This window comes from Bradyrhizobium sp. Mp19 (assembly GCF_029952935.1).
Taxonomy (GTDB): domain Bacteria; phylum Pseudomonadota; class Alphaproteobacteria; order Rhizobiales; family Xanthobacteraceae; genus Bradyrhizobium; species Bradyrhizobium elkanii.
Map to the genome: position 1 here is coordinate 104,710 of NZ_JASAUT010000018.1, position 26,495 is coordinate 131,204.

Sequence of the window (26,495 nt, forward strand, 5' to 3'; positions counted from 1 at the left end):
ATGCGGATCGCCCAGCTTGCTCCATTGGCCGAGAGCGTTCCGCCGAAGCTCTATGGCGGCACGGAGCGCGTGATCGCCTGGCTTGTCGACGAACTGGTCGAGCTCGGACACGACGTCACCCTGTTCGCGAGCGGGGATTCGAAGACAAAGGCAAAGCTCCATCCTGTCTGGCCGCGTGCGCTGCGCCTGGGGCGAAGGGGAACGGATCCGAACGCCGCATGCGCGCTGCTGATCGAAGCCATCGCCGATCGCGCGGGCGATTTCGACGTGATCCACTCCCACGTCGACTGGTTGCCTCTTCCGGTGCTAAGCCGGACCGGCGTGCCGTTCCTGACGACAATGCACGGCCGGCTCGACCTTCCCGGGCTGTCCGATGTGATCGGGGCTTTCCCAAACGCGGCCTTCGTCGCGATTTCCGACGACCAGCGTCGACCACTTCCGGATGCGAACTGGATCGCGACAATCCAGCATGGGCTGCCCAATGATCTGTTTAGGCCGTCCTGCGAACGTGGTTCGTACCTGGCCTTCCTCGGGCGGCTGACGGCGGACAAGGGACCGGAGGCCGCCATACGCATCGCACGCGCCGCGCGGACGCCGCTGCGGATAGCGGCCAAGATACCGCGCGCGGAGACAGCCTACTTCAAGAAGAAGCTCGAGCCGAACATCGATGGCGCGGAGATCCAACTTGTCGGCGAAGTGGACGAAATCGGGAAGCAGCCGTTCCTCGCCGGAGCCGCCGCGTTGCTGTTTCCGATCGGGTGGCCGGAGCCGTTCGGGCTCGTCATGATCGAAGCGATGGCGTGCGGGACACCTGTGATTGCCTACCGCGCCGGCTCGGTGCCCGAAGTGGTGGAAGACGGCGTCACCGGCTTTATCGTGGATAACGAGGAGCAGGCGATCAGGGCAGTGAACGAACTGGGCCGGCTGGACAGAAGAGTGGTCCGCGCCCGGTTCGAGGAGCGCTTCGCCGCGAGCCGGATGGTGAAGGAGTACGAACGCCGATATCGCGAGCTGCTCGGCCGCGGAGGACGCGAAGGATTCGAGACGGGGTCAACCATATTTCGCCCGGAAGTTGGCACGGCTTCGGAGTCTCTTCGTTGAGTTGCCGATCAGGAGGCTCGCACGAAAAACCATTCTTTCCAGGGCGGCTTTTGTTCTTCTCGCGACGGCCTCTCTTGCGGACGAAGTGCCTCCTCCACAGCCGGAGGTCCAGCAGCCGGCGACTCCGCGAAGCAAGCGGAAGACTGTTCGAATCAGGTTCGGCAGGCTTGCTTTCGCTCCCAAGGCAAGGGAATTGTCGTCCGGCTCGTGAGCACCGAACATCGTTAGTGGACTGGGTCCTGACCGCCATCAAGCAGGGTTTGCGCCCCGTTCCGAGTGAAAGAGCCATCAGGAACAAGTGGCAATCGCGCGCGTTGGGGCCCGGCATCTTGAACGGGTGCGGCTCACGTTGGAGGAGAAAATCGATGAAAAGCTTTCTTGCCGTCGCTCTGCTTGGCACTGCCGTGATCGGCGGCGGCGCGTTCGCGCAATCCACCCAGCCCGCCGATCGCGCCGCGCCGGCGGTCACGGGCCAGCCGGCCGATGCGAAGATGGCGCTCAAAGGAAATTGGCGCGCTTCGAAGCTGATAGGCCTGAACGTCTACAACGAGGCCAACGAGAAGCTCGGAGACATCAACGAACTGCTCGTCGACAAGGCCGGCAAGATCAACGCGGTGGTGATCGGTATCGGCGGCTTTCTGGGCATGGGCGAGCACGACATCGCCGTCTCGATGGACAAGCTGAAGTTCGTCGAAGAGCCGGTCCGGACCAGCTCGAGCAGCACCTCGACCAACTCGCGCGACACCACCACCGGCGCGGCTTCGACGAATACGACGAACCGCAACGCGAACGATTGGGTCCCGGACCACGCGGTCATGAGCGGCAACAAGGAGCAATTGAAGGCGCTCCCGCAATTCAAATACTCGGACTACAATTAGTGCGGCGAGAACTCACGGAAAAAGGGCCCCCGCTGGGCCCTTTTTTCTGCCGGGCCCAACGGTCCAAAAAAATCGCCCGGTTTGCGGGCGAGCCTTTCATGCGGACCGTTCGCTGCAGAAACTATCCAATAGCCGACGCCGCCAACACCGAGCACGGCGGAACGCCCCATAAAATAAGTACAGGCATCTTCTCCTTCAATGGCCTTCAGAACGTTTCGCGAGGCCGGCTCGGCCCTGCGATGGCCGTTTACTGTTCGGTGCAGACCTTGGTGGTCTTCACGGCGGACTCGGCTTCCGTCTTGGTCTTGTAGACGCCGTCGCCCACGACCGTCGTCGTGGTCGTCGTTGGCTTGGTGTCGACAACGGTGCACTTTTTGGTCGTTGCATCACGAACGATGTAGAACTCGGCGGCGCCTGCGGCCTGGGTGCCGAGGACGAAGGCGGCGAGGGCGCCGCACACGTTCAGCTTCTTCATTGTATCTCCTCCAATGGCTTATAAGTAGTCACTGCCAACGGGCAGGCGGGCGCGAAGTTCCGTTTCTCCCGGCAGTTGGAAGGCACACTGCTCATGTCGCGAGACTAATTTCTTGCGGCTTGAAGAATTTCCGCCGGCGCCGTCTCAGCCGATTTGCCGAAACTTCCCGTTCTGGAACCTGCCCCTTCGTCCGGTGTTGTTCGGCGACCAATTACCAATTAGGAGGATTTCAGATGAACAAGCGTTTATTGTTGGCTACGACCGCCGCAGTCGCGCTCGCGACTTCGGCTCTCGCACAATCTTCTCCGAGCACGTCGAGCTCCAATCCGTCGGCTACGCAGCGTCAACTGGATTCCACGTCGACGCCGCCGTCCTCTTCGACGTCGACACCGTCGTCCAACTCCGCTCCGGGATCCGCGCAGACCAACCCTTCGACGAATTCGGCCCAGACGCAGCCTCCGCCAGCGACCGGCCAGAGCGCTGCAGGCCAAACGTCCAACTCCGGTACGGGCACCAACACCACGCAGGCGCCCACGTCGAATAACTCTACCAACCAGGCGCAGACCAGCCAGCCCTCCAACCAGACTATTCCGCCTTCGAACCAGGCTCAGACCAATCCGCCTGCGAACAATCAGACGCAGAGCGCGAACCCACCGGCTTCGGGCACCAATCAGGCTCAGTCCCCGACGGGTAGCAATTCGACCACCACGGCCCAGCAGCCGAACAGCCAGCAGAATACGGCCGATCGCTCGTCGAGCACGAACGTGAACGCGTCCGTGAACATCAACGATCAGCAGCGGACCCGGATCAGTACGTCGATTTCACACCTGAATGTGCAACCGCTCAACAACGCGAATTTCTCGTTGTCGGTCGGCACGGCCGTGCCGCGCGATGTACGTCTGCAGCCGCTGCCTGCGGAGGTCGTCGAGATCGTGCCCCAGTACCGGGGCTACAACTTCGTGCTGGTGAGGGACGAGATCGTGATCGTGGAGCCTTCCAGCTACAAGATCGTCGCGGTCCTGCCATACTCGGGCCGCTCCACGGCGGCCGCGCCGGCGCGCACCGAACAGCGCAAGACGACCTTCAGCGACAAGGACCGCGAGGTCATCCGCAAGCACGCCAAGGCGCGGCCGGTCGAGCGCGAGCGTCGCACCACCACCGGCAGCGCGGTTCGTACCGAGGTCCGCATCGGAGAGCGCGTGCCGGAAGGCGTGGAGATCGAAGCGTTTCCCGAAGAGGTCTATCGGGAATATCCGACCCTTCGCGAGTACCGGTACATCAACCGGGACAGCCGGACCTACATCGTCGAACCCCACGAGCGTCGCATCATCGAAGAGATCGACTGATCTCGCCAAGGAAGGAGAATATCCATGAAGAACATCGCGCTTGAGCCCTCGCCGCGACCTTGATGGTGTCGTCTGCGAGTGCGGCTTCTCTTGCACCTGCAGCCATCGCGTCGACTGAGGCTGCGGGCATCGAGCAAGTCCGTCTTGTCTGTAACGAGTATGGCCGCTGCTACCGGACCCGCGGTCCCCGCTATGTGCAACGCTACTACGGCGGAGACGACGGCTACGTGGTCCGCCGCAGCTACGGTGGTCCGGACTACTACGATCGCGGCTACGGCTACTACGGCGGTGGCCCAAGCATCGGTTTCAGCTTCGGCACCCGGAGCTGGTGAATTAGAAGTGGGGCCGCTCTCTGAGCGGCCCTTTCGCCGTCGATTACGTTTTCGCGGTGATGAGATGTCTGCTATTGCGAAGCTCCCGGGACAGAAAGAGCAATTACCGGCGCGGCTCGAAGCCGGTCTCGGCCCGAACGAGCGAGCCGAAATCCAGGCGCTCGCTCCTCGCCAAGATCGAGACTGCGCTGAAGTTGCTCGGCACCCAGGATTCCGCCGCAGCAGGCGAAGAAAGACGGCGCGTGTCGTGGTTTGCCTAGTTGTTCATCACTCGCGCTGCCACCAAGCGCTCGCGGCAGATATCCTAGGAAGCAGGACGCGCTTTGATCTCTGGCTGGCAGCGGCACATGTCCTCGTCAAGCAATACAGATAAAACCAATGACGCTGCCCGCCGACGGCGGAGAAGGAGCAATTCATTGCTGCTTGTCCTGGCCGTTGGATTTCTAGTCTTTGGCGCCGCAGCGGGCGCACTGTATTATGCGCTGCGGCCGGAAGTTCTCCGGATCGCGGTTGGGCCTCCCGGAAGCGATGATCACAAAGTAGTTGAGGCGATGGCCGATGCCTTCGCCAGCGAAAGCAGAACCGTCAAGCTGTCCCCGATCAAAGCCGCCGGGGCGGTCGAATCCCTCGCGTTGCTTCGTGCTGGCAGGGCCGACCTTGCGGTCGGTCGCGGCGACCTGGATATGCCCGCCGACGCGCAGACCGTCGCCACGCTGCGTAAGAACTTCGTTGTGCTGTGGGCGCCTTCCGGACTTGCGGGCAAGGCCCCCAAAAGAAAGCACGCGCCGAAAATCAAGGAGATCGCAGATCTCGCAGGGCATCGTGTCGGCGTAATCGGGCGGATCCCGGCGAATGCTGCTTTCCTGCGGGTTATCCTTAGCACCTCCGGCGTGCAGGCGGACAAGCTCGCAATTATGCACTTTGGGACGGACCACATCGAGGAGCTGGCACGCGACCCGACCCTCGATGCTTTCATGGCGGTCGGTCCGCTCGATAGCAAAATCACCTCCGATGCCATCGCTGCAACGACCCGCGTGCGAGGCGCGCCAAAGTTTCTCGCGATCGAGACATCGGAAGCCATCGCTCTGAAGCACCCGCGGTATGAATCCGAGGAAATTCCGCCCGGCGTCTTCAATGCCGATCCGGCTTGGCCAGATGACAAGATTGAGACGGTCAGCGTCAGCCACCTGATCGTGGCGCGAAAGACATTGTCTGAAGCGACGGTTGCGGCCTTTTTCCGGCAATTATTCGCTGTCCGTCAGGCGATTGCCAGACAAGTGCCGGGGGCTGCACACATTACCAAGCCTGACACCGAGAAAGATGCCGAGCTGCCCGTGCACCGGGGAGCGGCGGCCGTCATCGAAGGTAGCGAACGCAGCTTTCTTGACAGATACGGCGACTACTTCTGGTTCGCTCTCCTGCTTCTCTCCGCGATCGGTTCGGCCGGCGCCTGGTTGCGTCGCTATTTGAATCGGGACGAAAGGGAGGAAAATACCAGCCATCGCAACAGGCTCCTGGCCATGGTTTCCAGCGCGCGGACCGCGGAAACCAACGAGGAACTGCTAGCCCTGCAGCGCGAGGCTGATGCAATCATCGCGGAAACGCTCGAAAGTTACGATGATGCCGCCATCGACGAAGAAGAGCTGGCAGCATTTGGCCTGGTGCTCGAACTGTTGAACCATGCCATCGTCGAAAGGCGAGCTGCGTTGCAACGAGGTCCCCTTGAACCGGTTCGAGGCGCGGCAGTGAGTCACAGCCTTGCGCCTCGGGGATAAGGTCTCGTATGAGAAGACTGCACCTTGGGAAAATGATTCTGCGGGTGCCTTCTTTCGGTACCTTGAAAAGTAGACAGTACGCGAACTCGGGCGTGTGCGTCACCAGCGGATTAGGGGGCCAACGCGTCCGACGAAGCTGGAACTGGACCACCAAGGGGCCCGATAGTGTGGCGTCCGTCGCTCCCGGATGTGGCGCGTCGATGGCCTCGATACGAAACGGTGTGCGGTTGCCGGAAGTCACCCGAACGGCCTTTCCAGCCCGCTGCGGAATCATCGATCCGCCCATCGATCTGCTTGTCAAAGAACCCCATTGGATCGGCCGTATCGTCAAAAGTGCGAATGGGCCCGAGGGCGGTGTGTGGGTCATCGCCGAAACCAAAGATCTCGGCACGTGATTACGGAGCATCGTATGCGTCGTCGTAGGCGTATGGTCCGCCTTAGTACCCGGCGCCATAGTACCTTGGACCGTAGTCATAGTAGCCCGGATCCGGTTCCCAGGCATACGCCGAGGAAGCAAGCCTCCGATGACCGCGCCGGCGATCACGCCTCCGGTCGCCCCACCATTGCAAACTTCCTCATCGGATCATTCCTTTCTCGTTTCTTTCCCGGCTCGACAACGGGAAAACCAGGCGTTGGTTGCTGGTTGTCCGCAATGCCTCGGCGCCGGGGCCCGCGCAACAGCTTGACCGAAGGCAGGTTCAATCCGCACTGCGGTGCGGCCACTTTCTGAGCTTGCCGAGCCGGATCTCGAGTGTAGACTTAGCTGGATATTGGGGCGCTAAACACTTTTGAATTTGGCGCCCATGTGATTGTGATTGCGTTACAATCTTTTTCCTTTGGGGCCTCATGTTCAATCCGGCAATGACCGCGCTTCTGCGTATCGTCCTCGACGAGATCTGCGAAGACGTGTCGCGCTATGAGACCGGCGCACGCACCCACGTAGCTTAAGTATTTTGGACGACGAATGGCGACACCTCGCCCGAGCGGCTGAGGCAGGTCGGCCGCGAGGCTCTTCACGGCGCGCCGACGATGTGGCGGGCGGGCGGGAGCAGGTGGCGTGAGCAACGTGCTGCGAGGAGCGGCGAAGATAGGATGCGAGCGGAGAAGCAACCGACACGAGTCCCGCGACGAGGCCGCCCGATAGGACTGGCGGGACGGAAGCACTGGGGGCAGGAGCTCTCGCATTACTGGGCCAACGCCGCGCGGGCTCCGGAGTGGGGCTGTGGTTCGCCAGGAACGTTCGCGAGGGCCGCAAGCCGCCTGGCAGGCGATGTGTCGGTGTTGGACAACCCCTAACGGCGGAATCTGCCTCCTAGAATTTCAAAGTCGTGCGCAGGCCAAAGACTGTTGCGTTCTTGAGCGCTCGGCCCGGGATCGGCCCCGCCGGGTCCGTTGCTCCGCCCCCGGGATGAATGATGTATTGGAAATTTGCCTGCAGGGTCCAGCCGTCCCGTAACTGATATTGATACACCGCCGTCAACAGTCCTTCGAAGCTGCGCACCGGCCATGTCGGACCAAAGAGTACGCGATTGTCGACGTCCAGTGCCTGAGCCCGCTTCGAGACGTGGGCGTAGCCAGCAGCGATGCCGAATTTGTCGTCCGGCCGTTTGCCGCTGAGGCCGATGAACTCGAGTCCGGCGTCGGCGTAGAGATCAATCAGATTGCGGTCCGCGGGAGCGCCGGAGATGCGAGCGAAAACGCCGATTCCCCGTTCATCGCTTTTGGGCACGCGATAAATCTGCTGCTCGAAAACTGCCCATCCGCCGATATCGCCTGCCAACATCAGGGGAGTGCCGCTGCTGGCCGGCGCCACAAGCGAAACGCCGTTGCTGGCGAGTTGAAGATCGGAGAATGGCCCGAGGTGGCGCCACCCGCCGAACTTGATCTGGCCCGTCAGATTGGGATTGCCCTTCGTGTTGTTCCAGGAGTACTGGATTTGGCCCAGCAGAAGGGGCGGATCGTTAATCCGGAAGTTGACGCCGTATCGGTTGCGTTGTTGTGGATCGCCTCGGCCCGGACCCGCCTGGTTGCCGTCGAAGACGCCGCCAAGAATGGATAGCTGATCCGTGATGTTGACCAGCAGCCGGGTGCCCATTGCCGCCAACGGCGGCGACGGACCGCCGCTGGGCAGGTCGAGAGATGTGATTGCCGGCCACCCCATCGATGCGTTGGTGAAGACATCTGTATATTTCGTGTTGAAGAACTCGCTATCGGCGGCGAGCTGCCCGAACTTCAGGGAGACCTTTTTGTTACCCCACTGCTTCTCGAAGTAGGCTTCGTAAAGTCGCGTCGACGGCAATGCCTCGATGCCGCTGACGACGAAGAGATTGTCGAGATAGTTGCGCGACAGTCCCGCACCGTGAATCTGGAACATGTTGGCGTGGAAGGTAAGCTTGTCGATGCCGGCGAGCTTCTGCAGGTCGACATCGACGGCAAGGTTCAGCCGGCCTTCGTAGATCGCTCCCTGCTTCAGCCCGCCGGAGACATTTCCGAGCGTCTCGCCGATGTAGGTCGCGGCGAACTTGATCCCGTATTTTTGAAAGGGGTTCGGCAGAAGTCCAAGCGTCTTCTCCTCGATGGTGCTCTCGCCGGTGTCCGGATCGGCAGGCTTGTCTTCGTCGGTCTTCTTGTCTTCCTGCGCGAAAGCGTGGGTGCCGGCGAGAAGCCCCGCAACAAGGACCGCCAGCGTCAGGCATCTAACGACCATGTTCAATCGAACCGCATAGCGAGGAGTCCGCAAGACAGAGGCACATTGGGACACGGTCGAATAGCAAACTCAAGAGCGCGCGCGCTGGCTGGTTCCGCCCAGGTGATTTTCCAAGCCCGTGATTTTTGCGGCAGCGCAACGGCAACCCCGGGAACAATCGGAACTTTGCCTTGACGCTGCCGTTCGTGAGTGGGGCCAGAATGGAGGAGTGAGATGAATAAGCTGATCGTCTGCGGCGCCCTTGCCACTTTTGTACTCGGTGCGCAGGCTGCGAGCGCCGCCGAATTCTACATCGTGCGCGATGCCGCGACTAAGAAATGCACGGTCGTCGACACAAAGCCGACAACTACCACCACGACGGTCGTTGGCGACGGCGTCTATAAGACCAAGACGGAAGCCGAATCCGCCGTGAAGACCACCAAGGTCTGCACCGAACAGTGATGATCCGTCGGCCATGGTTCGGGCCGGTCGGAAGGACAAGGAGGATGAACGATGCCTGTATTTCTGTTGTGGGCCGTTCCCGCCGTCATCGTGATCGGCGGCGCCGGCTATTGGCTGATTCACATACGCTGATCAAACAACGATGATCACGAAGCGGCCCGTCCGGTCATGTCAGGCGGGCCGCTTTTCTGCCGGGACGGCGCCCTTTTTGGGGAGGGGCAGCGGACGAACCCAGGCAACCATGCCGACCGCCGTACGTTGACCCTCGAATGGGGCGCAGCTACGGAGCCGCCGATGATCGAAACCGATACCCTTTTGGTGAAGTGCCCCAACTGCGGCGCCTGGCCTATGGCGGCGGGCCCGAACGCCCCCTATTCCCATCAGGACGTTCGGCTGAGATGCGCCAAGTGCGGCCATGGCGAGGATGGCCGGCTGCGACGCTCCGCGTCCGTCGAACACCCCCCGCAGCAGCCGCATGCCGCTTGAATCATGAAGATACGCGTGCACTTGCAAAGCCACATCGTCGAGCTCGATGACGGCTCGAGATGGCAGGTCTTTCCGGGCGATCTCGACTTGACGCTGAACTGGAAGCCGGAAACGGACCTGATGGTTCTCGATACAGACGAAGAAGTTGCGTCTCATGTCCTGGTCGGTGGTGGCGCAAAGGTGCGCGCGAGGCGCGTGGGCGACAGCTGGCCTGCGACGCAAGTCAAGGACGCGCTGAAGGGCGGTTGAGCGCTTTTTGCAACCCGCCGGTTGGAGATCCATGGAAGACGAGAAGGCCCATTGGCTCGCGGAGGCGTAGGGATGCCGACGCCTGGCGTTGTCGATCAGCGATCTGGATACTGTCGAGCGGCTAAATGCGCTGGGCGATCCTACTCCGGAAGAGAAGCTGCTCGCGAAGATCGACACCGCGCTGAGCTTGCTCGAGCCGCGACATGTTGCCGGACCGAGCAGCGAATGAACCGGCGCTGCCGCCAGTCAGCGCTCGGCAAGCTGACAAAGCGATCTCGGACGATGATCGGGCTGCGTAGCTCCATGTGGCGCAGGGCTGGTAGGCCTACTCCGGAGACGCCCGCAGTCGGAGCAAGAGGCGTTCGAAGCCAGAAGCGAAGCCGACGGCACAGGGCAGCCCGACTCGGAGGTCTCGAACTAGCGATAATTGGTGAACAATGCGCGAGTGGCTCCGATCTCCCGGACTCCAGCGGTCCACCTAGCTTGACCTACGTCAACGTGGCTTTGGCCGCTGGCCTGAGAGTTTCGGCATGACCGAGCGATACGACCGGATCACTATTGCCGGATACGTCGCCATCGCCTTTGGCGTCGCGGCGTTGATTTGGCTGCTGATGTCGTAGAGGCCGCCTCAGTCGGCGGCCTCTTTCATCCTAGATCCAATTCATATGTTGGCCGAAAATCCGGCGAAGTGCCATCATATTGGGATACTGAATACCCAAAAGATGACCGAGGTATTGGCGCAGCGCTCTCATTCCGGTATCTGACAGGAACTGCTGGTCTTGCGGTCCTTCGGGCCCTGCGCACTTGCGGCCCCGCCAGCCGGCGTTATTCGGCCTGTTCGATCGCGGCTGGCATTTTGGCTACCGACATCAGAGATCGAGCGACTTGGTTTAGCAACTGATCAGAATTCTCCTCTTCCGCAAGTGACTTCGACAAAAGCGCGACGACTGCACTGTGGCGTAGCTGCTGGGCGAGATTCTTCGCCATGGTGTAAGCCGAGATTTCATAGTGCTCCACACGCTGTGCAGCTCCGATTAAGGCGAGGTCCGCGGCCGCGTCTTCCTTTTCCTCTCCTTCAGCCATGATTTCCTGGCCTTCCTCGATAAGCCCCATCATGCCCTTGCAAGGCTTCGCTCGGACGGTCTTGCCGAGCAACTCGAAGCATTCATTGATGCGCTCCACCTGGTTTTCGGTCTCGACGAGATGTTGCTCAAACAGCTCTCGCAACTGATCGAAGCGAGCTGCCTCGGCCATCTTCGGAAGCGTCTTGGTGAGTTGCTTTTCGGCATGCAGGATGTCGCGTAGCTCATCGATCAACAAGTCGCCAAGCCCGGCTTGGTCGTCTGGCGGCGAACTTTCCGCGACGATCGCGGCGGACGCGCCGGGGTCAGCCTGGATCGCTGGCGATTCCGTGAAGACCCAGCCATTGCCCTCGTTCCACGGACCGCGGGCGTCGATCTCGCCGTGGTCGCCGGCCCCGGTGGAGTCGTTGAAGAACTGGTCGACCAGTCCCGGTGTTGGGGCGATGCGGCCGATGCTGAAAGCGGGCTTGGCCATGCTCTCGAGCGCCAGCGCGAACGCTCTCATGTGTGTGATTTCCCGAGTCATCAGGAACTGCAGCGCGTCCTTGGTACCGGCGTCGTCGCAGAAATTGATTAGGCGTTCATAGACGATCTTGGCCCGCGCTTCGGCGGCGATGTTGCTGCGCAGATCGACGTCGAGCTCGCCGGTTATCTTCAGGTAGTCGGCCGTCCACGCATTGCCCTGGGAATTGAACAGGTTCACGCCGCCGCCACCAGCGATCGCAATCAGGGGATCGGCTTCGGCGGCCTGGCGATCGAACTTCGCCGGCTTGAGGTGCATCCGGGCGAGTGTCCCCACGACTTCGAGGTGACTCAGTTCCTCGGTGCCAATATCCATCAGCAGGTCCTTGCGATCCGGATCCTCGCAGTTGAGCCCCTGTATTGAATATTGCATCGCGGCAGCGAGCTCGCCGTTGGCACCGCCGAACTGTTCAAGAAGCATGTTGCCAAAACGAGGGTCTGGTTCGTCGACGCGGACAGTGAACATCAGCTTCTTGACATGGTGGTACATCGAAAGGCCTTGCAAAGAGAGGGGAGATCATCCCGAACGGAAGCCAGGATCGTTTGTTCCTATCGGACGGAGGATTCCTGCCCGGACGCCGAACCGCCGACTTTCCTTGTTTGGAAAGCTGGGGGAGGACCTCGACGGCACGTTGAGCGTTGGGGAGGTACTTATCTTTCCGATCGTTGAGACATGTTCAAGATCGCTAGCTTGTCAGCAAGGCGCCTTGGCCGCAGTCCAAGCTTTCCGGTGAATGTTAGACCGACCAGAGCGGATGCCGCGGTGGCACATTCAATCGCCCGCAGCACGGCGCCGGCCCCGGAGCAGGTGGCCCGCGCCCTGACCTGGGGCGCAGATGAGAAGCTTCTTCTGGTCCTAACAGCCGTCGGCTGGCTTGGCTCGCGCGGTTGTGGGGTGCCGCTGCGGCGCGCAGGAAACCATGCTCTGCCAGTGACGGTCACTGCGTCGCTGCTGCCCGATGATTTAAAACTCGTATTCGACCAAACTCGGCCGGATCGTCGGACGGTGATTGGGCATATGCATGGCGTCCCGCTTTCCGGCAAACGAAAAGATGCGTTTCCCTCAGGCCACGCGCTGCACATGGACTGGCACCGGCGGCCAGCGGGTTGCCGGCTGGTCCCCGGCGGGCGATCCGCGCGATTGCGGTCGGGCTGTCGCTCACTCGCATTGCGATCCTGGCGCATTCGGCGAGCGATGTCGTTGCCGGCTTCGCACTCGGGGCGATTCTCGAACGGGGCCTCCGGCTTTGGACCGGCTACTCGAACGGAATTTCAAAGGAGGATGATCATGCCGACTCTTGAAGACCTGAAGGGATACATGGAGCGCGCAACCGGTCTGAAGCGCCCCGGCAAGCGGAAGGCTGTGGATCTCGCGCGAGCGCGAAAGCCTGTTACGGTTCGCTTTAAGGACGACGGTCTCATTCCAAATCACCCGCGATGGCCGCTCGTACTGTATCGAAACGCGGTCGCTTTCGACGAAGACCTGGACGCCGCAGCCGTGATCGAAGACCTATTCGAAGCGAACGGATGGGGAGATAGCTGGCGGGATGGCATCTACGATTACGTGCATTATCACTCCAGGATCCATGAGGTGCTCGGCATCGCGCGCGGCAAGGGCCGCGTTCGGTTCGGCGGCAACAAAGGGAAGATCTTCACCCTGAAGGCTGGGGACATCGCGGTTCTTCCCGCCGGCACAGGACATCAGTGCCTTTCCGCGGGCGATGAGTTCCTCGTCATCGGGGCATACCCGCCGACCGGTACATACGACGAGTGCACGAGCGTCGAAGACCGTCAGCGGGCGCTGAAAGCCATTCCGAAGGTTTCGGTGCCGCGTAAGGATCCGGTCTCTGGGGCCGGCGGGCCGCTCTCGAAGCTCTGGAAGAAAGCGAAATGACCGAGTACGTCATCCGCTTCGTCCTCGGGGGCGCCGTCGTATCGGCCTTCGCGATGCTGGGAGATCTCCTGCGTCCAAAGAGCTTCGCCGGCCTGTTCGGAGCAGCGCCCTCGGTCGCGCTCGCGACGCTTGGGATCGCGGTGTATCAGCACGGGGTCAATTACGCCGCATTGCAAGCTCAGGCGATGATTGCGGGAGCGGTTGCGCTCGCCATCTACAGTGTCGTCGCCTGCCATCTGCTTGTCCGCGCAAAGCTGCGAGCGGTGACGGCGACCTTGCTGTCACTCGTCATTTGGCTGGTCGCCGCTTTCGGGCTGCTGGTTTTCGCTGGAGGTCAGACGTGAGCCCGATCCGCCTTTCAACGTCATCTCTCAAGGAAGGCCGCTGGTACGAATATCTGATTCGCTTCGTGCTTGGCGGCGCTGCGACCGTCTTTACCGGCCTCATCAGCAGTCGCTATGGAGCAGTCATCGGTGGCGTTTTTTCTTGCCCTTCCAGCCATATTCTGCGCGAGCGCAACGCTGATTGAGAAGCATGAAATTCGCCGCAAGCGCGAAGCGGGTCTCGCCGGCAAGCGCCGCGGGCAAATGGCGGCCGCCGTCGATGCCGCTGGCGCTGCGCTCGGCGCGCTGGGCATGCTGGCCTTCGCGGTTGGTTTCTCGATGCTAATCCCACGCGGCAACATCCCCGCCGTCTTCGTCGGCGCCTCCCTCGCCTGGTTGACTGTCGCGGTAGCGGCTTGGTACGTGCGCCGGAAAATTCGATCGATGCGGACCGTGAAAGAGCCCAGCGGCTCCACGAATTCGCGAACGCGATAGACGGGCTGGCGATCTTCTCTTCATTAGTTCGCAATGAGGAAGTTTGATCTCGTCATGGCCGAGCTACCTTCCGGGCATTCATATCGGCACCCGTCACCGGCCCCAGATATTGATTTCCCAGCCTCATCCGGACGACGCCGGCCTTATCGGCGCGCTATATCGCGCTCCATCCTGGATCTTCGAAGCGCACGACTCCATCCTTGCCGTGGACATCGGACGCACGAACATCCGCTGCGGCGTCGTGGAAACGCGACGCAAGAAGGCGCCGAACCTCTCCGAGGCGTGCGTGTGGCAGTTCGAGCTATGGCGTCATGCCGACGACGAGCCGTCGCGTGAGAACGCTGTGAGGCGCCTTGTCAAGATGCTCAAAGAACTGATCGCGAAGGCGGAAGACGAGGGATTCAAGCTCGCGCCATTCATCGGCATCGCATGCCCAGGCGTTATCAAGAGCGACGGCTCGATCGAGAAGGGCGCGCAGAACTTGCCCGGCAACTGGGAGAGCAGCAAGTTCAATTTACCCGCAAGTCTCGTCCAGGCGATCCCGCAGATCGGGGAGAACGACACCGCCGTCATCATGCACAACGATGGGGTCGTGCAGGGACTTTCTAAGGTCCCCTTCATGCAAGACGTGAAGCGTTGGGGCGTGCTGACGATCGGCACCGGTCTCGGCAACGCCCGCTTTACCAACCGCAATGGCAAAGGCGAACGCTGAGGTTATCGGAAGAAGGTGGCTCGATAACCGGTAAAATGAGGGCCGATCGTTGGCTGGGTTGTGAAACGCGTTTTTGGGGGAGACCAAGATCGGCATCTCAGGAGGCAGCTGAAATTTCCTTCCTGAACTGGCATAGGCGGCGGTCACCGCCGCGATTTCGTTCGGCCAAGGGCGACTTTTTGCCGCTCATAGGGCAAGGTTTCAACGGAGGAACCTCGCTGACTTCGCGGGTTTATCACCGGAAGGAGGGATCGGCGCTAGCGAGTGGAAATGACTGCTGTGATAGCGGCGGCCGAGCGTGTCGCTGACGACTAACCGTCGAAGAGGCCGTGATTAGCGGAAACCCAGCCCACGATCCCTACAGAGTTGAAGGAGGCACGTGGTGACCCAACCGACCGAAAAGGAAATCGAGAAGCGCGCCTACGAGATATGGGAGCGAAGCGGCAAGCCCGAAGGCAGGGAGGAAGAATTCTGGCGGTTGGCGGAGCAGGAGTTGCGAAACGAGGACAAGTCATCTCCTCTCCGCACTCCAGATAGCCTGTAAGCAGAGAAGAAGCGCTAACCGGATGTCTCATTCCGCAGCAGCCGAAACTGTATTGCTGTACTTTGTGCTGCCCCTTTGGTTATTGGCGGGGTTTGCTGATTATCTTTGCCATCGCGCATCTCGGATTGAGACGACAAGCGGCTATAAGGAAACCCTACTTCATCTGTTGATGTTGATCGAACTTGCGATACCATTGCTGGCGGCGATTTTTTTTGAAATCAACGCTCTTATTATTGCGGCTATGATCGTCGGCTTTGTTACGCACCAGCTGACAGCCCTCTGGGATACAACATTCGCCAGCCATAAGCGGAGCATCACGCCCATCGAACAGCAGGTCCATAGTTTTCTCGAGCTGATGCCTCTCATGGCGATGGTGATCGTCATCATCTTAAACTGGCCGCAATTCCTCAGCCTTTGGGGACTGGGTTCTGGGCCCGCACGTTACGAACTCGCCCTGAAGCGAGAGCCATTACCATGGACGTATGTGGCGGCGTTTCTATTCGCGGTCCTGCTGTTTGAAGTCCTTCCCTATATGGAGGAATTCGTTCGAGGCTTACGGTCGCGGAAGAGGGCTTAGCTCCGAACGCGGAGCACCATCAATGAAGGTTGCCGTCATCGGAGCGACAGGACTTTTAAGGTCCGCTATTGTGGCTGGCTTTCCTCGCACGGCCATTCGGTCCTTTCGATGAGTAGAATCGCCGACATTAGGTGTCCTGGCACGATCTCAACGAGGCGCGGATTGTAGGGGCGGCAGCAACTCGCCCCATGCCACTTCGAACGCCGCGCGCGCTTCTTGAAAGGTCGCGGCCGGGCCTCCGCTCGACCGGTCGCAGCCCGGATGAAAGCCGCATTCCATTCCCACTGATCGGCATGGTTCGGTGCGCCGGTGCGCAGCCCGATTGAGCCAACGACGACGCGCTATAGAGGATGTTCCATTTCTGCCCGGCTACGGCTCGGTCGCGCCGGCGCGTGAGCTCGGTCACGTCGCATCTCCGGTCGGGCAGCGCCGCCACAGCTGCAGCAGCTCCGCGGCCGGCCGCTTGCCCGCCGTACTGCACTTCACGCAGCGCAGGCGACCGGCGAGATCGCGCACGTTGGTGGTCGGAACGTGGCGCAGCGCAGCTAGGCGCGACCGCGCGCGGTGTCTTGCACCGCGAGCATTTGATTTCGAGCCACGGATAGCCGGCTTGATGGCCTGGTCGATCGAGGGCGATGCGTCGACCGGGCCCGCCGTCGGCGCAGATCTTTTTGTTCCAGCTCTGGCAGAGCAGGATCGTCGGCCTCGCGGATGAGTGCCTCGCCGGCGGCGCAAACCATTTAAACTTAGCCGTGCCGCACCGCTGCCCCGACTTCGATCGGTATACGTCTCGGCCAAGGTTCGGAATGTCCCAAGTCTACGAGATGTTTGAAACCCTTGACGGATTGGGCACTCGGAAGCCGCCTGAGGCGTCGGGCTCCTCCTCCGCCTCATCGGGCAGCGGCAGTTTGGCTTCCGAATTGGCTAGCTGATACGGGGAACAACCCGCTGGTTTCGCAGTTCTTTTGGCGCCGCCGGCCTGAGTGTCGCTGGGCGCCTCATGGCCCAGCTAAGTCAGGCGACACGGCGGCTCGTACCATTTTGCTCCATGGAGGATTTGGATATGAAAACGACCCGTATTGTCGCTTGGCAGCCGATCAGCCTTACTCGCCTCGGTGGGGTCTCGCAGCTGCATCTTCCGTATGGCCGCTCGTTAGAACTCAAGAGCGGCGATGGCTTCTGAGGGAGGGCAAGTCATGTCAATCAAGTCAGCCCTCCCTGCCATCCATTCGGAAGCCGGGTTGTCTCGGTATCTGCAAGAGATCCGAAGCTTCCCGCTGCTCGATGCATCCGAAGAAGTGATGTATGCAAGGCGGCTTCGGGATTCTGGGGATCGCGAAGCTGCCTACCGTCTGGTGACGAGCCATCTGCGATTGGCCGCCAAGATCGCGCTGAAATATCGGCGCTATGGATTGCCCATCGCCGACCTCATCTCGGAAGCCAACGTCGGATTGATGCTGGCCGTCAAGCGGTTCGACCCTGAGAAGGGATTTCGCCTGGCGACCTATGCCGCTTGGTGGATCAAGGCGTCCGTGCAGGAGTTCGTCCTGAGATCGTGGTCACTCATCAAGCTCGGCACAACGGCGGCACAAAAAAAGCTGTTCTTCAACCTTCGAAAGTTGAAGAGACGCCTTGGTGCGCCGGATGATGGCGAGCTTTCGCCGGAGCAGGTGAAGCAGATCTCTGAACATCTTCATGTTAGGGAAAGTGACGTCGTCGAGATGAACGGGCGGATCCGTGGCGATATGACGCTGAACGTTCAGCTCAGTGACGAAGAAGGCGAGCAATGGCAAGACAGGCTCGCCGATTCATCTCCTGATCCTGAGACCCAGCTTGTGGAGACCGGAGACCGTGAACGGCAGAAGGCCGCACTCTCGGAGGCGCTGAGTGCGCTCTCTCCGCGAGAACGCACCATCGTCGAAGCCCGTTACATGGCGGAAGAGCAAAGCACGCTTGACGATCTTGCCAATACCTTCGGGATTTCTCGTGAGCGTATCCGCCAGATCGAACAGCGTGCGTTGAAGCGCATCAAGACGATGATGTGCGTACGCCTTCCGGATCTTGAGGCTGCTTCAGCAAGCGCATACTAGAAGCAGAACACAAAAGACCGCTGGCCGGCTGCTGATCGATGAATCAGCAGCCGGTGCAGATGTCAAGCACGATGGCTTCGGCCGAGAAATCACGGTCCTTGCGGCCACCGGACTTTGTTCTTGCCTGGGGGCTGGCCGCTTTGATCACTGACAAGCTGCTTATCGACGGCGTCGGAGCTTCGCACTGCGCGCGATAAATCCGCTTCCTTCGCCTGCAGCGAGACCACCATCCCGAGTAGAGCAGCAAGTACCATTAAGCTCCGCATCTCTGGCTACCCTCCTTTCGACGATGCTCAAATTTGCCGCGCAGAGTTGTTCTGAAGCCGAGACAACGTCTCGGTTTGACGGTTTCAATTCTCAAGGTGCGCTGAGCGTTTCCGGACGCAGGAGAATGCTCTCCGGTTACGAGCCGCGAGCAATATCGACGATCCGGCTTTCGCCGCAAAAATTTTCTTCCAACCTCTTGAAAGTAGAACCCTCGCTCCTAGGTGGATTTTTGCCCGGGGGCCGTTATGGACCCGGTTTTGGACATCGCTGAACCTACCCAAGGAGGATGTGCATGCATTTCCGTCCCTTGCACGATCGCGTGCTCGTGCGACGTCTCGACGCCGAAGAGAAAACCGCCGGCGGCATCATCATTCCAGACACAGCAAAGGAGAAGCCGCAGCAAGGCGAGATCGTCGCCACTGGCCCCGGTGCACGCAACGAACAAGGCCAGCTCATTCAACTCGACGTCAAGCCCGGTGACCACGTCCTGTTCGGAAAGTGGTCCGGTACAGAGGTCAAGATCGACGGCGAGGAATTCCTGATCATGAAGGAGAGCGACCTTCTGGGTGTCATCGACAAGGCAGGCGCCGTCAAGAAGGCAGCGTAGGGCGCTGACAGTCATAAGAGGAAAGCTGACAGTCATAAGAGGAAAGGAGAGATCAAAATGGCTGCCAAGGACGTAAAGTTCGCAACCGAGGCCCGAGAGCGCATGCTGCGGGGCGTCGACACTCTGGCAAACGCGGTGAAGGTCACACTCGGTCCGAAGGGGCGTAACGTCGTGATCGAGAAATCGTTCGGTGCGCCGCGCATCACCAAAGATGGCGTAACCGTCGCCAAAGAGATCGAACTGGAAGACAAGTTCGAGAACATGGGCGCGCAGATGGTGCGCGAGGTCGCCTCAAAGACGAGCGATGCAGCCGGCGACGGGACCACGACGGCGACCGTGCTCGCTCAGGCCATCTTCAAGGAAGGCAGAAAATCCGTCGCCGCCGGCATGAACCCGATGGACCTGAAGCGGGGGATTAATCTCGCTGTCGAGGCCATCGTGACCGATCTGAAATCCCACGCCAAGAAAATCACCGCCAATGACGAGATCGCCCAGGTCGGCACAATCTCCGCCAATGGTGATACCGAGATCGGCCGCTTCCTGGCCGACGCCATGAACAAGGTCGGCAATGAAGGCGTGATCACCGTCGAGGAGGCCAAGAGCCTGCATACCGAGCTCGAAGTGGTCGAGGGCATGCAGTTCGACCGCGGCTACATCTCGCCCTACTTCGTCACGAACCCCGAGAAGATGCGCGTCGAACTTGAGGATCCCTACGTTCTGATTCACGAGAAGAAGCTGTCCGGCTTGCAGACCATGCTGCCGCTGTTGGAGCAGGTCGTCCAGTCCGGTAAGCCGCTCCTGATCATCGCGGAGGACATCGAAGGTGAAGCGCTTGCGACATTGGTCGTCAATAGACTGCGCGGCGGACTGAAGGTCGCGGCCGTCAAGGCACCTGGCTTCGGCGATCGTCGCAAGGCCATGCTGGAGGACATCGCGATCCTGACCGGCGGCAATGTCATCAGCGAGGACCTCGGCATCAAGCTGGAAAACGTCACAGTGAAGATGCTCGGGCGCGCCAAGAAGGTCGTCATTGACAAGGACAACACCACCATTGTCGAGGGCGCGGGCGCCAAGAAGGATATCGAGGCGCGCGCCCAGCAAATCAGGCTCCAGATCGAGGAGACGACCTCCGACTATGATCGCGAAAAGCTGCAAGAGCGCCTCGCCAAGCTCGCCGGAGGCGTCGCAGTGATCCGTGTGGGTGGTGCGACGGAGGTCGAAGTCAAGGAACGCAAAGACCGTGTCGACGACGCGATGCATGCTACTCGAGCGGCGGTGGAGGAGGGGATTCTCCCCGGAGGCGGGGTTGCCCTCCTGCGTGCCCTCGAAGCGCTCAACGGCATCAAGACCGCGAACGCCGACCAGAAGGCCGGCATCGACATCGTTCGTCGCGCCATCCGGATGCCGGCTCGGCAGATCGTGCAGAACGCCGGCGAAGACGGCTCACTGGTTGTTGGCAAGCTTCTGGAGCACCAGAGTTACAATTGGGGCTTCAACGCGGCAACTGGCGAGTACGAGGATCTGGTGAAAGCCGGTGTGATCGATCCCGCAAAGGTCGTGCGCACCGCCTTGCAGGACGCTGCGTCGGTGGCCTCGCTGCTGATCACCACCGAGGCACTCGTGGCCGAGAAGCCGAAGAAGGCTGAATCCGCTCCGGCAGCTCCCGCCATGGACTTCTGAACAAGAGAGCCCGGCCGATCAAGGCCGGGCTCTACCAGTGAGAGGAGAGAAGATCGCTTCCAAAACGGAGTCTCCCATGAACAAGTCTAATCGTCGTCGGCTCAGGATGAGGCAGGACGCGATCCACCGGTTCATGTTCTACCTGAGCTTTGTCACCATTGCCTGGATCTGTTTTCGAACGATGGGAGGAGTATAGATGCTGAGCCATCACCATACGTTCTCCGCCCGGACGGAGACCAACCGCAGTTTGCGGCGACGCCTGCTCGCTCTGGTAATGGGCAGCGGAATGTCCCTGACCGCCTTCGGTGCTTACGGCGTGGAAAGCCCGCGGGGAGCCGAGGCTACACAGGGTGCGTTCACTGGACTACCACTGCCGCCAATCCCGTATCTCGACACGATGCCGTGGCTGAAGTGGCAGCCTGCGGCGGCAACGATGAAGATCGACATCTTGCTGCCGCCGACCTCCGCGCCGCCCGGCATCTGGCCGCAGCCGTCGCCCCATCCCGCGGGACCGTTGGCAGCAAGCTGAACGTCAGTGAGCGGCCCGCGAAGGCCGCTCCCTACCTTACGCAATCTGGTCAAGAGCGAGCGACGATCATGTCGGGACCGAATTCGGCGAAGCATTTTCGGTGCAGGAGCTCCGATGCAACCTCAAGCACAGCACTTGAGCTTAGCGTCCGCGACTTCCTCATCCGAGGCCGTCTGAAGGTGATCGGTCACTACGAGCGCCTGCTCTCAACGGCGAGAAGCGAGCAAGAGCGCAGCTCTATCAAGCCCGGATTGAGCGAGAGCCGCAAGTAATGGATGATTTACGCCAGAGTGCTCTTCCGGATCGCGTGGCCGCCTAGTCACTGAGCCGCCAAGGGAGCCTCTTGAAGAAAAATGCGCATGCCCCTCTTGAACTCACGGACGTTAGTTCTAGTTCGTTTCTCGACCGCGACTGCGGTGTGTCGAGCGCCAGGCCGGGCTCGGCACGAGGTACTGGATCGGGGTGTTCGACCATAACCGAACTCCCATCCTGCCTTGCTTCGTATCCATATTGCTCTTTGGAGGACTTGGCTATGAGGACACTTGATTTTACGCCCCTGTGGCGCACCAGCGTCGGCTTCGATCACTCGGCTGGCCTCATCGACGGCATGTCGCGCCGGCCGAATGAGGATAGCTATCCGCCATACAATATCGAGCGGTCCGGTGAGGATCACTATCGAATCACGCTGGCCGTGGCAGGTTTCGGCGCTAGTGACATCTCCGTGACGGCGGAGCAAAATGCGCTCACGATCGAAGGCAAGAAGTCCGACGGGGCTGCGCGCCGGTATCTCTACCAAGGTATTCCGGCGCGACCGTTCCGGAAAGTCTTCAGTCTGGCCGAGTACGTCCAGGTCAAGCAGGCATCCTTCCGGGACGGTCTCTTGACCATTGATCTCGTTCGAGAGATTCCGGAGGCGATGAAGCCGCGCAAGATCCAGATCGGAAGTGGAGCAGTTGCTTCGTCTCAGATTGAGCGGAAGAAGGCCGCTTAATAGCCTCGATCCAGGGACGGGCGATTCTCAACGGAAGTCGCTCTCTGTCCTATCTCATCTCAGGGTGGCGACATCGACTACGCCGCCACCTCAATCTCGAGCACCATCCCTTGGAAAGGAGTGAATAGGGAGGCGAGCCATGACTAACGTAAAAATCGACGGCGGTGGTCTGCACCCATTTTTCCACCCCGCCGCTCACTACGTTTCTCCGGCGGAAGTCCTGAATGACATGGAGCTCTCGACGCCTGAGAAGCGGATCATCCTGTCCTCGTGGGCGTCGGACATGTACGCCGTGGAATCCTGTCCCGACCTGCGGGAGGTCCCCGGAACGGGCCACGCTGTGAAGTTGGCGGACATACTGGCAGCGTTGCGCCAACTCGACGGAGACGGCGATGACGATCCGCCCCGTGGCGGTGGCGTCCCCATGCGGCTGCGGCGGCTCTGGGCTGCCGCCGCTCAGCGGAGGGCGCTGTGATGGTCACGGAAGCCGTTCTAGCGATCGTGCTGCTTGGCCATGCCGCAGCAGCCTGGGCAATTCCGCTCCTAGCATTGGAAGGAACGCGTCTGCCTCAGATTGACGATCCCACAAGCACGCAAGGGTGATCGGAATGTTGGGTCAGCGAACAATATTGGCATGGCTTCTGGTTGTGGCGCTGTTCGGGACTTCACCGGCTATATCCCAAGTGCCGGACCTGAAGACGGGTGGTTCTGTGCCAACATTGGCGCCGGTAGTTCGACAGGTGACACCCGCGGTTGTTAATATTTCCGTGCACGGCCGTGTCCGTGAGGACAATCCGCTTTACCGCGATCCGTTCTTTCGTGAGTTTTTCGACATTCCCAAGCAGGTCGAGAAGGAAATCAATTCGACCGGTTCGGGAGTCATCGTCGATGCCAGGCGCGGCTATGTGTTGACCAACAATCATGTTGTCGAAGGCGCCTCGGTCGTTCGGATTACGACCAAGGACGGCCGACAGCTATCTGCGAAGGTAATCGGGCGCGACCCGCCGACTGACGTTGCAGTGCTGCAGATCCAAGACCCTGCCGGCCTTCAGGCGCTTCCTTTCGGCGACAGTGATGCGCTTGAGGTCGGGGATTTCGTGCTCGCGATCGGCAATCCCTTTGGACTCGGCCAGACTGTCACGTCCGGCCTGGTCAGTGCGCTGGGTCGCACTGGCTTGAGCAAGGAAGGCTACGAAGACTTCATCCAGACCGACGCTGCGATCAATCCGGGAAATTCCGGCGGCGCATTGGTGAATCTCCGCGGCGAATTGGTCGGCATCAACTCCGCGATCATTTCGCCGGGCGGAGGGAATATCGGGATCGGCTTTGCTATTCCCGCGAATATGGCCCGGATCGTTATGGAGCAGATTGTAGATAAGGGACACGTTGAGCGAGGCCGCATTGGCGTTTCACTGCGCGAACTCCAACCGTCGACCAAACAAGGGCGCAACGAGGGCGCGGTGATCGCAGAGGTCGCGGCAGACTCTCCGGCTGCAAGGGCCGGCTTGCGGAAGGACGATATTGTTGTCATGGCAGACGACCGTCGGATCCGCACCGCGTCGCAACTTCGTAACAAGATCGGCCTTTCGCGTGTCGGTCAAGATGTGAAGCTCACCATCGTGCGGGGCGGTCAAACCAGTTCCGCAGTCGTGAAAGTTGCTCCGCCCGTCCAGGCAAGCAGCACATCCACTCGCCTGCTGCACTGATGCAAAAGGTTCAAGACAATCTGGCCGGTCGACTGCCAAATTCAGCTCTGGCAGGCGTATTGACTAAAAAGCCCAGCCCCTCTGCTTTTAGGGCAGCCATCTAACTTGCTCAACTTTGTAACTCTTGTCGCCGGCTGGGGTCTGGACGGCTACGACTGAGCCTTTGGACCTGCCTATCAACGCCCGTGCGAGCGGGGAACTGAACGAGATCTTGCCTTTTGCCGGGTCGGCTTCCGGCTCGCCAACGATTTGGCAAATTCGCTCCTCGCCCGTGTCCTGGTCCGTCAGCGTGACCGTCGCGCCGAATAGCATCTCGATCACGCCGATCAGTCACCATCGAGGGCAGTAAGCCTGAAAAAGGCGAGCGCCAGTTCCTCCATCGCAGCATTTCAACCCGCAATTTCAAGCGCCAATTCAGCCTTGCGGACTATGTGCAGAAGCTCGAAGCCAAGGCGGCTTCTCGCATGTTGAGAGTCGGATGCATCAGCGATTGAATTCCCGAACTTCGGGTAGGCGTTCGTGATCAGCTTTCGATGACGACTACGACTTCCACCTCGCAGCCTTGCGCCATCGGCGCCCTGGTCATGCCTCCCTGCATCTGGGCCACGATCAGATTGATCAGGCGGGTTCCCAAACCGCTCTTCGCCTCGGTGGGGCATCCGATTCCATCGTCCCTCACCGTGATCACGACCTTTTCGTTTCTCTTCCGGACGTCGACTTCCACGACGCCTGGGCGCCCCTCCGGAAACGCGTACTTGAACGCGTTTGTCACCAGCTCGTTGACGATCAAGCCGACGGATGCGGCCTGCGAACTCTTGACGGCGATTTCGTCGCAGGACACCCGTATCGCGATCGGGCGCACTCCCCGGTGCAGATCCGAAAGGCTGCCGCACAACGCCTCAAGATAAGCGGGGAGGTCGACCGAGCTGTTGACCGGCGTGTCGCGCAGGCGATCATGAACCTTCGCGACAACCTCAATCCGCGCCAGCGCGGAGGTGATTGCCGCCTGCACGGCGGGATTAGGGTCCGATCGCGCCTGCAGACGGAGGATCGACATGATCGTCGCGAGGTCGTTCCTGGTCCGGTGCGCCAACTCCATCATGAGAACGTCCGCGTAGGCCTTTGCCTCCGAGTGCTTCTGGAGTGCCGTGCGCAGGGCTTCCGTTACCCCTGCAAGACATAGCCCGCTGGCGAGAAAGATCAGGAGCGGCGCGATAGCGGCGCTCGGAGGCGGAGGGATAAAGTATCGCGCCGCCAGCGCCGCGCTCGCGCCGGTGGCGAGAAAGCCTGAGCCGCGATCGAAGATGACTGAGGCCAGGAAAATGGCCGGGATGAACAGCATCAGCGGATCGGGTCTCAACTGATCGTCCGGCAGGAGCTTGGCGACGAATGCCAACCCGACAAGCCCGAGGCTCAAGAGGTACCGCACCCACAGGGGATATCTGGGCGTGACGGAGGGGATATCTGGGCGTGACGGACATGAAGCGAAGCAGGAGCCGGTCCATGGAAAGCAACGAACCGGCTTGTCGGCGCGTTCCTGTCGCTTGCTTCAAGCGCTTCGGCCGGGCGCGCGGACTGCTGAGCCTAAACCAAAGTGGGGTGCTCTGGGCCTGCCTCTCTTCTGCTCCTGAGGAACGATTCAACAAAGCGTGAGTTCGTCCCGAAAGAACCGACCAAAAATCCAAGAGGGTAATTCCATGACGCGATCAGTGGAGGAGCTGAGGGGGGAGTGCGAGCGAAGCCGTGCCGAGTTCGCGGTGACGGTCGATAGGTTGAGGGAGCGGATATCGGATACCGCTGACGACCTCCGCCACAAGGTCTCGCCGCAACACATCAAGTCGGAAGTCTCCGATTACATCAGCAATAAGACCCAGAGTTGGGTCGAGGCGCTGAAACAACAAGCCATGGACAATCCGATGCAGGCGGTCGCTGCGGGCACTGCGGTCGCAATCCCGCTGCTGCGCCTGGCGCGCGGTTTTCCACTACCACTTCTGATGATCGGGGCTGGCCTTGCCCTCACCTCGAAGACGGTGCGCGAGCGGGCCGCGGAAGCGGCCGCACCGGTGATGGAGAAGGCGGGAGAGATGCTGGATCAGCCCGCCGACCGAGTGGACGCGCCGAGCAGCGACATGAGAGACCGGCTGAATTCGGCTCAAAGTCAGGCCAGCGACATGGCCAGCGATGCGCAAGATGCCGCTGCCGCCCTGGCCGACGATCTTGGCAAGCGGGCGGCGCAGGCCGCCGGCACTGTCGGCGATACGCTCAAGAGCGGCATGGATGCCGTCAAGGGGAGAGCGGGCGCGGTCAAGGACGCGGCGGCCACGGCGCCTGCAAAGGCCCGGCAGTTCATCGGCGACAATGCCGCCTTAATCGCCGGTCTTGGGATCGCGATCGGCGCCATCCTTGCCGCGGCTCTTCCCGAAACAACCGCCGAAGCCAAGGCGATGGGCCCGGCGAGCGACAGCGTGAAACGGGCGGCGGGCGGGGCTGCACAATCCGGTTTCGAAGCAGCCAAGGATGCGACGATGTCGGCGGCCGACGCGGCGGCAAGAAGCGTCGGCGAGGCCGATCTCGGCGGGCACGCCAGCCGCATGACAGAAGACGTGGCCGACAGACTCAAAGAGGCTGCCGATGACGTCGTGAGGGCGGCCTTCAGTCCTTCCCCAAACCCAAACACTTGAAAGAA

26 protein-coding genes and 2 pseudogenes are annotated in these 26,495 nt (G+C 60.8%); 23 read left to right on the forward strand and 5 right to left on the reverse strand.

Annotated features, from left to right (window positions below):
• Together QJT82_RS20835 and QJT82_RS20840 are read left to right on the forward strand one after the other, a co-directional pair.
• Nucleotides 1–1,101 carry a glycosyltransferase family 4 protein gene (locus tag QJT82_RS20835; protein ID WP_035633239.1) on the forward strand — a complete coding sequence of 367 codons (1,101 nt, stop codon included), beginning with the start codon at nucleotides 1–3 and terminating at the stop codon, nucleotides 1,099–1,101.
• 365 nt (nucleotides 1,102–1,466) lie between these two features.
• Nucleotides 1,467–1,979, forward strand: coding sequence for a PRC-barrel domain-containing protein (locus QJT82_RS20840; protein ID WP_028344062.1), 513 nt, complete (start codon nucleotides 1,467–1,469; stop codon nucleotides 1,977–1,979).
• A gap of 247 nt (nucleotides 1,980–2,226) precedes the next feature.
• On the opposite strand, the gene QJT82_RS20845 is transcribed toward QJT82_RS20840, so the two are convergent.
• Nucleotides 2,227–2,454: a hypothetical protein gene (locus QJT82_RS20845; protein ID WP_028344063.1), complete on the reverse strand. Its 228-nt coding sequence runs from the start codon at nucleotides 2,452–2,454 to the stop codon at nucleotides 2,227–2,229.
• A 233-nt stretch (nucleotides 2,455–2,687) separates the two neighbouring features.
• On the opposite strand from QJT82_RS20845, the gene QJT82_RS20850 reads away from it, so the two are divergent.
• The 4 genes from QJT82_RS20850 (at nucleotide 2,688) to QJT82_RS20865 (ending at nucleotide 6,302) form a co-directional block, all read left to right on the forward strand.
• The gene (locus QJT82_RS20850; protein WP_028344064.1) at nucleotides 2,688–3,800 is read left to right on the forward strand and encodes a DUF1236 domain-containing protein; all 1,113 of its coding nucleotides are present in this window, start codon (nucleotides 2,688–2,690) and stop codon (nucleotides 3,798–3,800) included.
• A gap of 62 nt (nucleotides 3,801–3,862) precedes the next feature.
• The gene (locus QJT82_RS20855) at nucleotides 3,863–4,132 is read left to right on the forward strand and encodes a hypothetical protein (RefSeq protein ID WP_264641714.1); all 270 of its coding nucleotides are present in this window, start codon (nucleotides 3,863–3,865) and stop codon (nucleotides 4,130–4,132) included.
• Between the two features lie 347 nt (nucleotides 4,133–4,479).
• Nucleotides 4,480–5,907: a TAXI family TRAP transporter solute-binding subunit gene (locus QJT82_RS20860; RefSeq protein ID WP_035633243.1), complete on the forward strand. Its 1,428-nt coding sequence runs from the start codon at nucleotides 4,480–4,482 to the stop codon at nucleotides 5,905–5,907.
• Nucleotides 5,908–6,107: 200 nt separating this feature from the next.
• Nucleotides 6,108–6,302, forward strand: a complete 195-nt coding sequence (locus QJT82_RS20865; protein WP_028344066.1) for a hypothetical protein — start codon at nucleotides 6,108–6,110, stop codon at nucleotides 6,300–6,302.
• Nucleotides 6,303–7,219: 917 nt separating this feature from the next.
• On the opposite strand, the gene QJT82_RS20875 is transcribed toward QJT82_RS20865, so the two are convergent.
• Nucleotides 7,220–8,614, reverse strand: coding sequence for a carbohydrate porin (locus QJT82_RS20875; RefSeq protein WP_028344067.1), 1,395 nt, complete (start codon nucleotides 8,612–8,614; stop codon nucleotides 7,220–7,222).
• A 213-nt stretch (nucleotides 8,615–8,827) separates the two neighbouring features.
• Here QJT82_RS20875 and QJT82_RS20880 point away from each other — a divergent pair, with 213 nt between their 5' ends.
• From QJT82_RS20880 to QJT82_RS20890, 3 genes are all read left to right on the forward strand, one after another.
• A complete protein-coding gene (locus QJT82_RS20880; RefSeq protein WP_016841019.1) occupies nucleotides 8,828–9,055 on the forward strand; it encodes a hypothetical protein in 228 nt (75 codons plus the stop codon).
• Between the two features lie 501 nt (nucleotides 9,056–9,556).
• Nucleotides 9,557–9,790, forward strand: a complete 234-nt coding sequence (locus QJT82_RS20885; RefSeq protein WP_245288891.1) for a hypothetical protein — start codon at nucleotides 9,557–9,559, stop codon at nucleotides 9,788–9,790.
• Between the two features lie 88 nt (nucleotides 9,791–9,878).
• Nucleotides 9,879–10,019 (forward strand): hypothetical protein, encoded by a 141-nt coding sequence (locus QJT82_RS20890; RefSeq protein ID WP_196238240.1) that lies wholly within the window; start codon nucleotides 9,879–9,881, stop codon nucleotides 10,017–10,019.
• 596 nt (nucleotides 10,020–10,615) lie between these two features.
• Here the strand turns inward: QJT82_RS20890 and QJT82_RS20895 are convergent.
• Nucleotides 10,616–11,884, reverse strand: coding sequence for a DUF892 family protein (locus QJT82_RS20895; RefSeq protein WP_028344069.1), 1,269 nt, complete (start codon nucleotides 11,882–11,884; stop codon nucleotides 10,616–10,618).
• Nucleotides 11,885–12,682: 798 nt separating this feature from the next.
• Between QJT82_RS20895 and QJT82_RS20905 the strand changes: the two genes are divergently transcribed.
• From QJT82_RS20905 to QJT82_RS20970, 13 genes and pseudogenes are all read left to right on the forward strand, one after another.
• Nucleotides 12,683–13,288, forward strand: coding sequence for a cupin domain-containing protein (locus QJT82_RS20905; RefSeq protein ID WP_028344070.1), 606 nt, complete (start codon nucleotides 12,683–12,685; stop codon nucleotides 13,286–13,288).
• A complete protein-coding gene (locus QJT82_RS20910) occupies nucleotides 13,285–13,632 on the forward strand; it encodes a DUF3147 family protein (protein ID WP_016841014.1) in 348 nt (115 codons plus the stop codon). The genes QJT82_RS20905 and QJT82_RS20910 overlap by 4 nt, the downstream gene beginning before the upstream one ends.
• Nucleotides 13,629–14,106: pseudogene (locus tag QJT82_RS20915) on the forward strand (DUF3147 family protein). Before QJT82_RS20910 ends, QJT82_RS20915 begins: the two are co-directional and overlap by 4 nt.
• Before the next feature lie 124 nt (nucleotides 14,107–14,230).
• Nucleotides 14,231–14,818 (forward strand): annotated as a pseudogene (locus tag QJT82_RS20920) (ROK family protein); the annotation flags it as partial.
• Between the two features lie 382 nt (nucleotides 14,819–15,200).
• Complete coding sequence (locus QJT82_RS20925) at nucleotides 15,201–15,362, forward strand: DUF2934 domain-containing protein (RefSeq protein WP_075968978.1); 162 nt, start codon at nucleotides 15,201–15,203, stop codon at nucleotides 15,360–15,362.
• A 22-nt stretch (nucleotides 15,363–15,384) separates the two neighbouring features.
• Entirely contained in the window at nucleotides 15,385–15,939 is a 555-nt protein-coding gene (locus QJT82_RS20930; RefSeq protein ID WP_028344071.1) for a hypothetical protein, read from the forward strand.
• A 1,196-nt stretch (nucleotides 15,940–17,135) separates the two neighbouring features.
• A complete protein-coding gene (gene rpoH / locus QJT82_RS20940; protein ID WP_035633255.1) occupies nucleotides 17,136–18,029 on the forward strand; it encodes an RNA polymerase sigma factor RpoH in 894 nt (297 codons plus the stop codon).
• Between the two features lie 559 nt (nucleotides 18,030–18,588).
• Nucleotides 18,589–18,903, forward strand: coding sequence for a co-chaperone GroES (gene groES, locus QJT82_RS20945; protein ID WP_194456115.1), 315 nt, complete (start codon nucleotides 18,589–18,591; stop codon nucleotides 18,901–18,903).
• Between the two features lie 57 nt (nucleotides 18,904–18,960).
• The gene (gene groL / locus QJT82_RS20950; RefSeq protein ID WP_259244588.1) at nucleotides 18,961–20,583 is read left to right on the forward strand and encodes a chaperonin GroEL; all 1,623 of its coding nucleotides are present in this window, start codon (nucleotides 18,961–18,963) and stop codon (nucleotides 20,581–20,583) included.
• Nucleotides 20,584–20,779: 196 nt separating this feature from the next.
• Nucleotides 20,780–21,112 carry a hypothetical protein gene (locus QJT82_RS20955; protein WP_155258833.1) on the forward strand — a complete coding sequence of 111 codons (333 nt, stop codon included), beginning with the start codon at nucleotides 20,780–20,782 and terminating at the stop codon, nucleotides 21,110–21,112.
• A gap of 532 nt (nucleotides 21,113–21,644) precedes the next feature.
• The gene (locus QJT82_RS20960) at nucleotides 21,645–22,103 is read left to right on the forward strand and encodes an Hsp20 family protein (RefSeq protein ID WP_259244585.1); all 459 of its coding nucleotides are present in this window, start codon (nucleotides 21,645–21,647) and stop codon (nucleotides 22,101–22,103) included.
• Between the two features lie 139 nt (nucleotides 22,104–22,242).
• Nucleotides 22,243–22,578, forward strand: coding sequence for a hypothetical protein (locus tag QJT82_RS20965; protein WP_259244584.1), 336 nt, complete (start codon nucleotides 22,243–22,245; stop codon nucleotides 22,576–22,578).
• Nucleotides 22,579–22,711: 133 nt separating this feature from the next.
• Nucleotides 22,712–23,809, forward strand: coding sequence for a trypsin-like peptidase domain-containing protein (locus QJT82_RS20970; RefSeq protein ID WP_259244582.1), 1,098 nt, complete (start codon nucleotides 22,712–22,714; stop codon nucleotides 23,807–23,809).
• An 87-nt stretch (nucleotides 23,810–23,896) separates the two neighbouring features.
• Here the strand turns inward: QJT82_RS20970 and QJT82_RS20975 are convergent, their stop codons facing one another.
• Together QJT82_RS20975 and QJT82_RS20980 are read right to left on the reverse strand one after the other, a co-directional pair.
• On the reverse strand, nucleotides 23,897–24,121 hold the full coding sequence (locus QJT82_RS20975) for a GreA/GreB family elongation factor (RefSeq protein ID WP_259245206.1): 225 nt from the start codon (nucleotides 24,119–24,121) through the stop codon (nucleotides 23,897–23,899).
• 211 nt (nucleotides 24,122–24,332) lie between these two features.
• Nucleotides 24,333–25,238 carry a sensor histidine kinase gene (locus QJT82_RS20980; RefSeq protein WP_259244580.1) on the reverse strand — a complete coding sequence of 302 codons (906 nt, stop codon included), beginning with the start codon at nucleotides 25,236–25,238 and terminating at the stop codon, nucleotides 24,333–24,335.
• Between the two features lie 268 nt (nucleotides 25,239–25,506).
• Here QJT82_RS20980 and QJT82_RS20985 point away from each other — a divergent pair, with 268 nt between their 5' ends.
• Nucleotides 25,507–26,490, forward strand: a complete 984-nt coding sequence (locus tag QJT82_RS20985) for a DUF3618 domain-containing protein (RefSeq protein ID WP_259244577.1) — start codon at nucleotides 25,507–25,509, stop codon at nucleotides 26,488–26,490.
• Nucleotides 26,491–26,495: the final 5 nt, after the last annotated feature.

What these genes read in the sequence shown, in the direction of transcription:
- QJT82_RS20835 (WP_035633239.1), top strand. Translation starts at nt 1, where the DNA reads ATGCGGATCGCCCAGCTTGCTCCATTGGCCGAGAGCGTTCCGCCGAAG.
- QJT82_RS20840 (WP_028344062.1), top strand. Translation starts at nt 1,467, where the DNA reads ATGAAAAGCTTTCTTGCCGTCGCTCTGCTTGGCACTGCCGTGATCGGC.
- QJT82_RS20845 (WP_028344063.1), bottom strand. Translation starts at nt 2,454, where the DNA reads ATGAAGAAGCTGAACGTGTGCGGCGCCCTCGCCGCCTTCGTCCTCGGC.
- QJT82_RS20850 (WP_028344064.1), top strand. Translation starts at nt 2,688, where the DNA reads ATGAACAAGCGTTTATTGTTGGCTACGACCGCCGCAGTCGCGCTCGCG.
- QJT82_RS20855 (WP_264641714.1), top strand. Translation starts at nt 3,863, where the DNA reads ATGGTGTCGTCTGCGAGTGCGGCTTCTCTTGCACCTGCAGCCATCGCG.
- QJT82_RS20860 (WP_035633243.1), top strand. Translation starts at nt 4,480, where the DNA reads ATGTCCTCGTCAAGCAATACAGATAAAACCAATGACGCTGCCCGCCGA.
- QJT82_RS20865 (WP_028344066.1), top strand. Translation starts at nt 6,108, where the DNA reads ATGGCCTCGATACGAAACGGTGTGCGGTTGCCGGAAGTCACCCGAACG.
- QJT82_RS20875 (WP_028344067.1), bottom strand. Translation starts at nt 8,614, where the DNA reads ATGGTCGTTAGATGCCTGACGCTGGCGGTCCTTGTTGCGGGGCTTCTC.
- QJT82_RS20880 (WP_016841019.1), top strand. Translation starts at nt 8,828, where the DNA reads ATGAATAAGCTGATCGTCTGCGGCGCCCTTGCCACTTTTGTACTCGGT.
- QJT82_RS20895 (WP_028344069.1), bottom strand. Translation starts at nt 11,884, where the DNA reads ATGTACCACCATGTCAAGAAGCTGATGTTCACTGTCCGCGTCGACGAA.
- QJT82_RS20905 (WP_028344070.1), top strand. Translation starts at nt 12,683, where the DNA reads ATGCCGACTCTTGAAGACCTGAAGGGATACATGGAGCGCGCAACCGGT.
- QJT82_RS20910 (WP_016841014.1), top strand. Translation starts at nt 13,285, where the DNA reads ATGACCGAGTACGTCATCCGCTTCGTCCTCGGGGGCGCCGTCGTATCG.
- QJT82_RS20930 (WP_028344071.1), top strand. Translation starts at nt 15,385, where the DNA reads ATGTCTCATTCCGCAGCAGCCGAAACTGTATTGCTGTACTTTGTGCTG.
- rpoH (WP_035633255.1), top strand. Translation starts at nt 17,136, where the DNA reads ATGTCAATCAAGTCAGCCCTCCCTGCCATCCATTCGGAAGCCGGGTTG.
- groES (WP_194456115.1), top strand. Translation starts at nt 18,589, where the DNA reads ATGCATTTCCGTCCCTTGCACGATCGCGTGCTCGTGCGACGTCTCGAC.
- groL (WP_259244588.1), top strand. Translation starts at nt 18,961, where the DNA reads ATGGCTGCCAAGGACGTAAAGTTCGCAACCGAGGCCCGAGAGCGCATG.
- QJT82_RS20955 (WP_155258833.1), top strand. Translation starts at nt 20,780, where the DNA reads ATGCTGAGCCATCACCATACGTTCTCCGCCCGGACGGAGACCAACCGC.
- QJT82_RS20960 (WP_259244585.1), top strand. Translation starts at nt 21,645, where the DNA reads ATGAGGACACTTGATTTTACGCCCCTGTGGCGCACCAGCGTCGGCTTC.
- QJT82_RS20965 (WP_259244584.1), top strand. Translation starts at nt 22,243, where the DNA reads ATGACTAACGTAAAAATCGACGGCGGTGGTCTGCACCCATTTTTCCAC.
- QJT82_RS20970 (WP_259244582.1), top strand. Translation starts at nt 22,712, where the DNA reads ATGTTGGGTCAGCGAACAATATTGGCATGGCTTCTGGTTGTGGCGCTG.
- QJT82_RS20975 (WP_259245206.1), bottom strand. Translation starts at nt 24,121, where the DNA reads ATGCTATTCGGCGCGACGGTCACGCTGACGGACCAGGACACGGGCGAG.
- QJT82_RS20985 (WP_259244577.1), top strand. Translation starts at nt 25,507, where the DNA reads ATGACGCGATCAGTGGAGGAGCTGAGGGGGGAGTGCGAGCGAAGCCGT.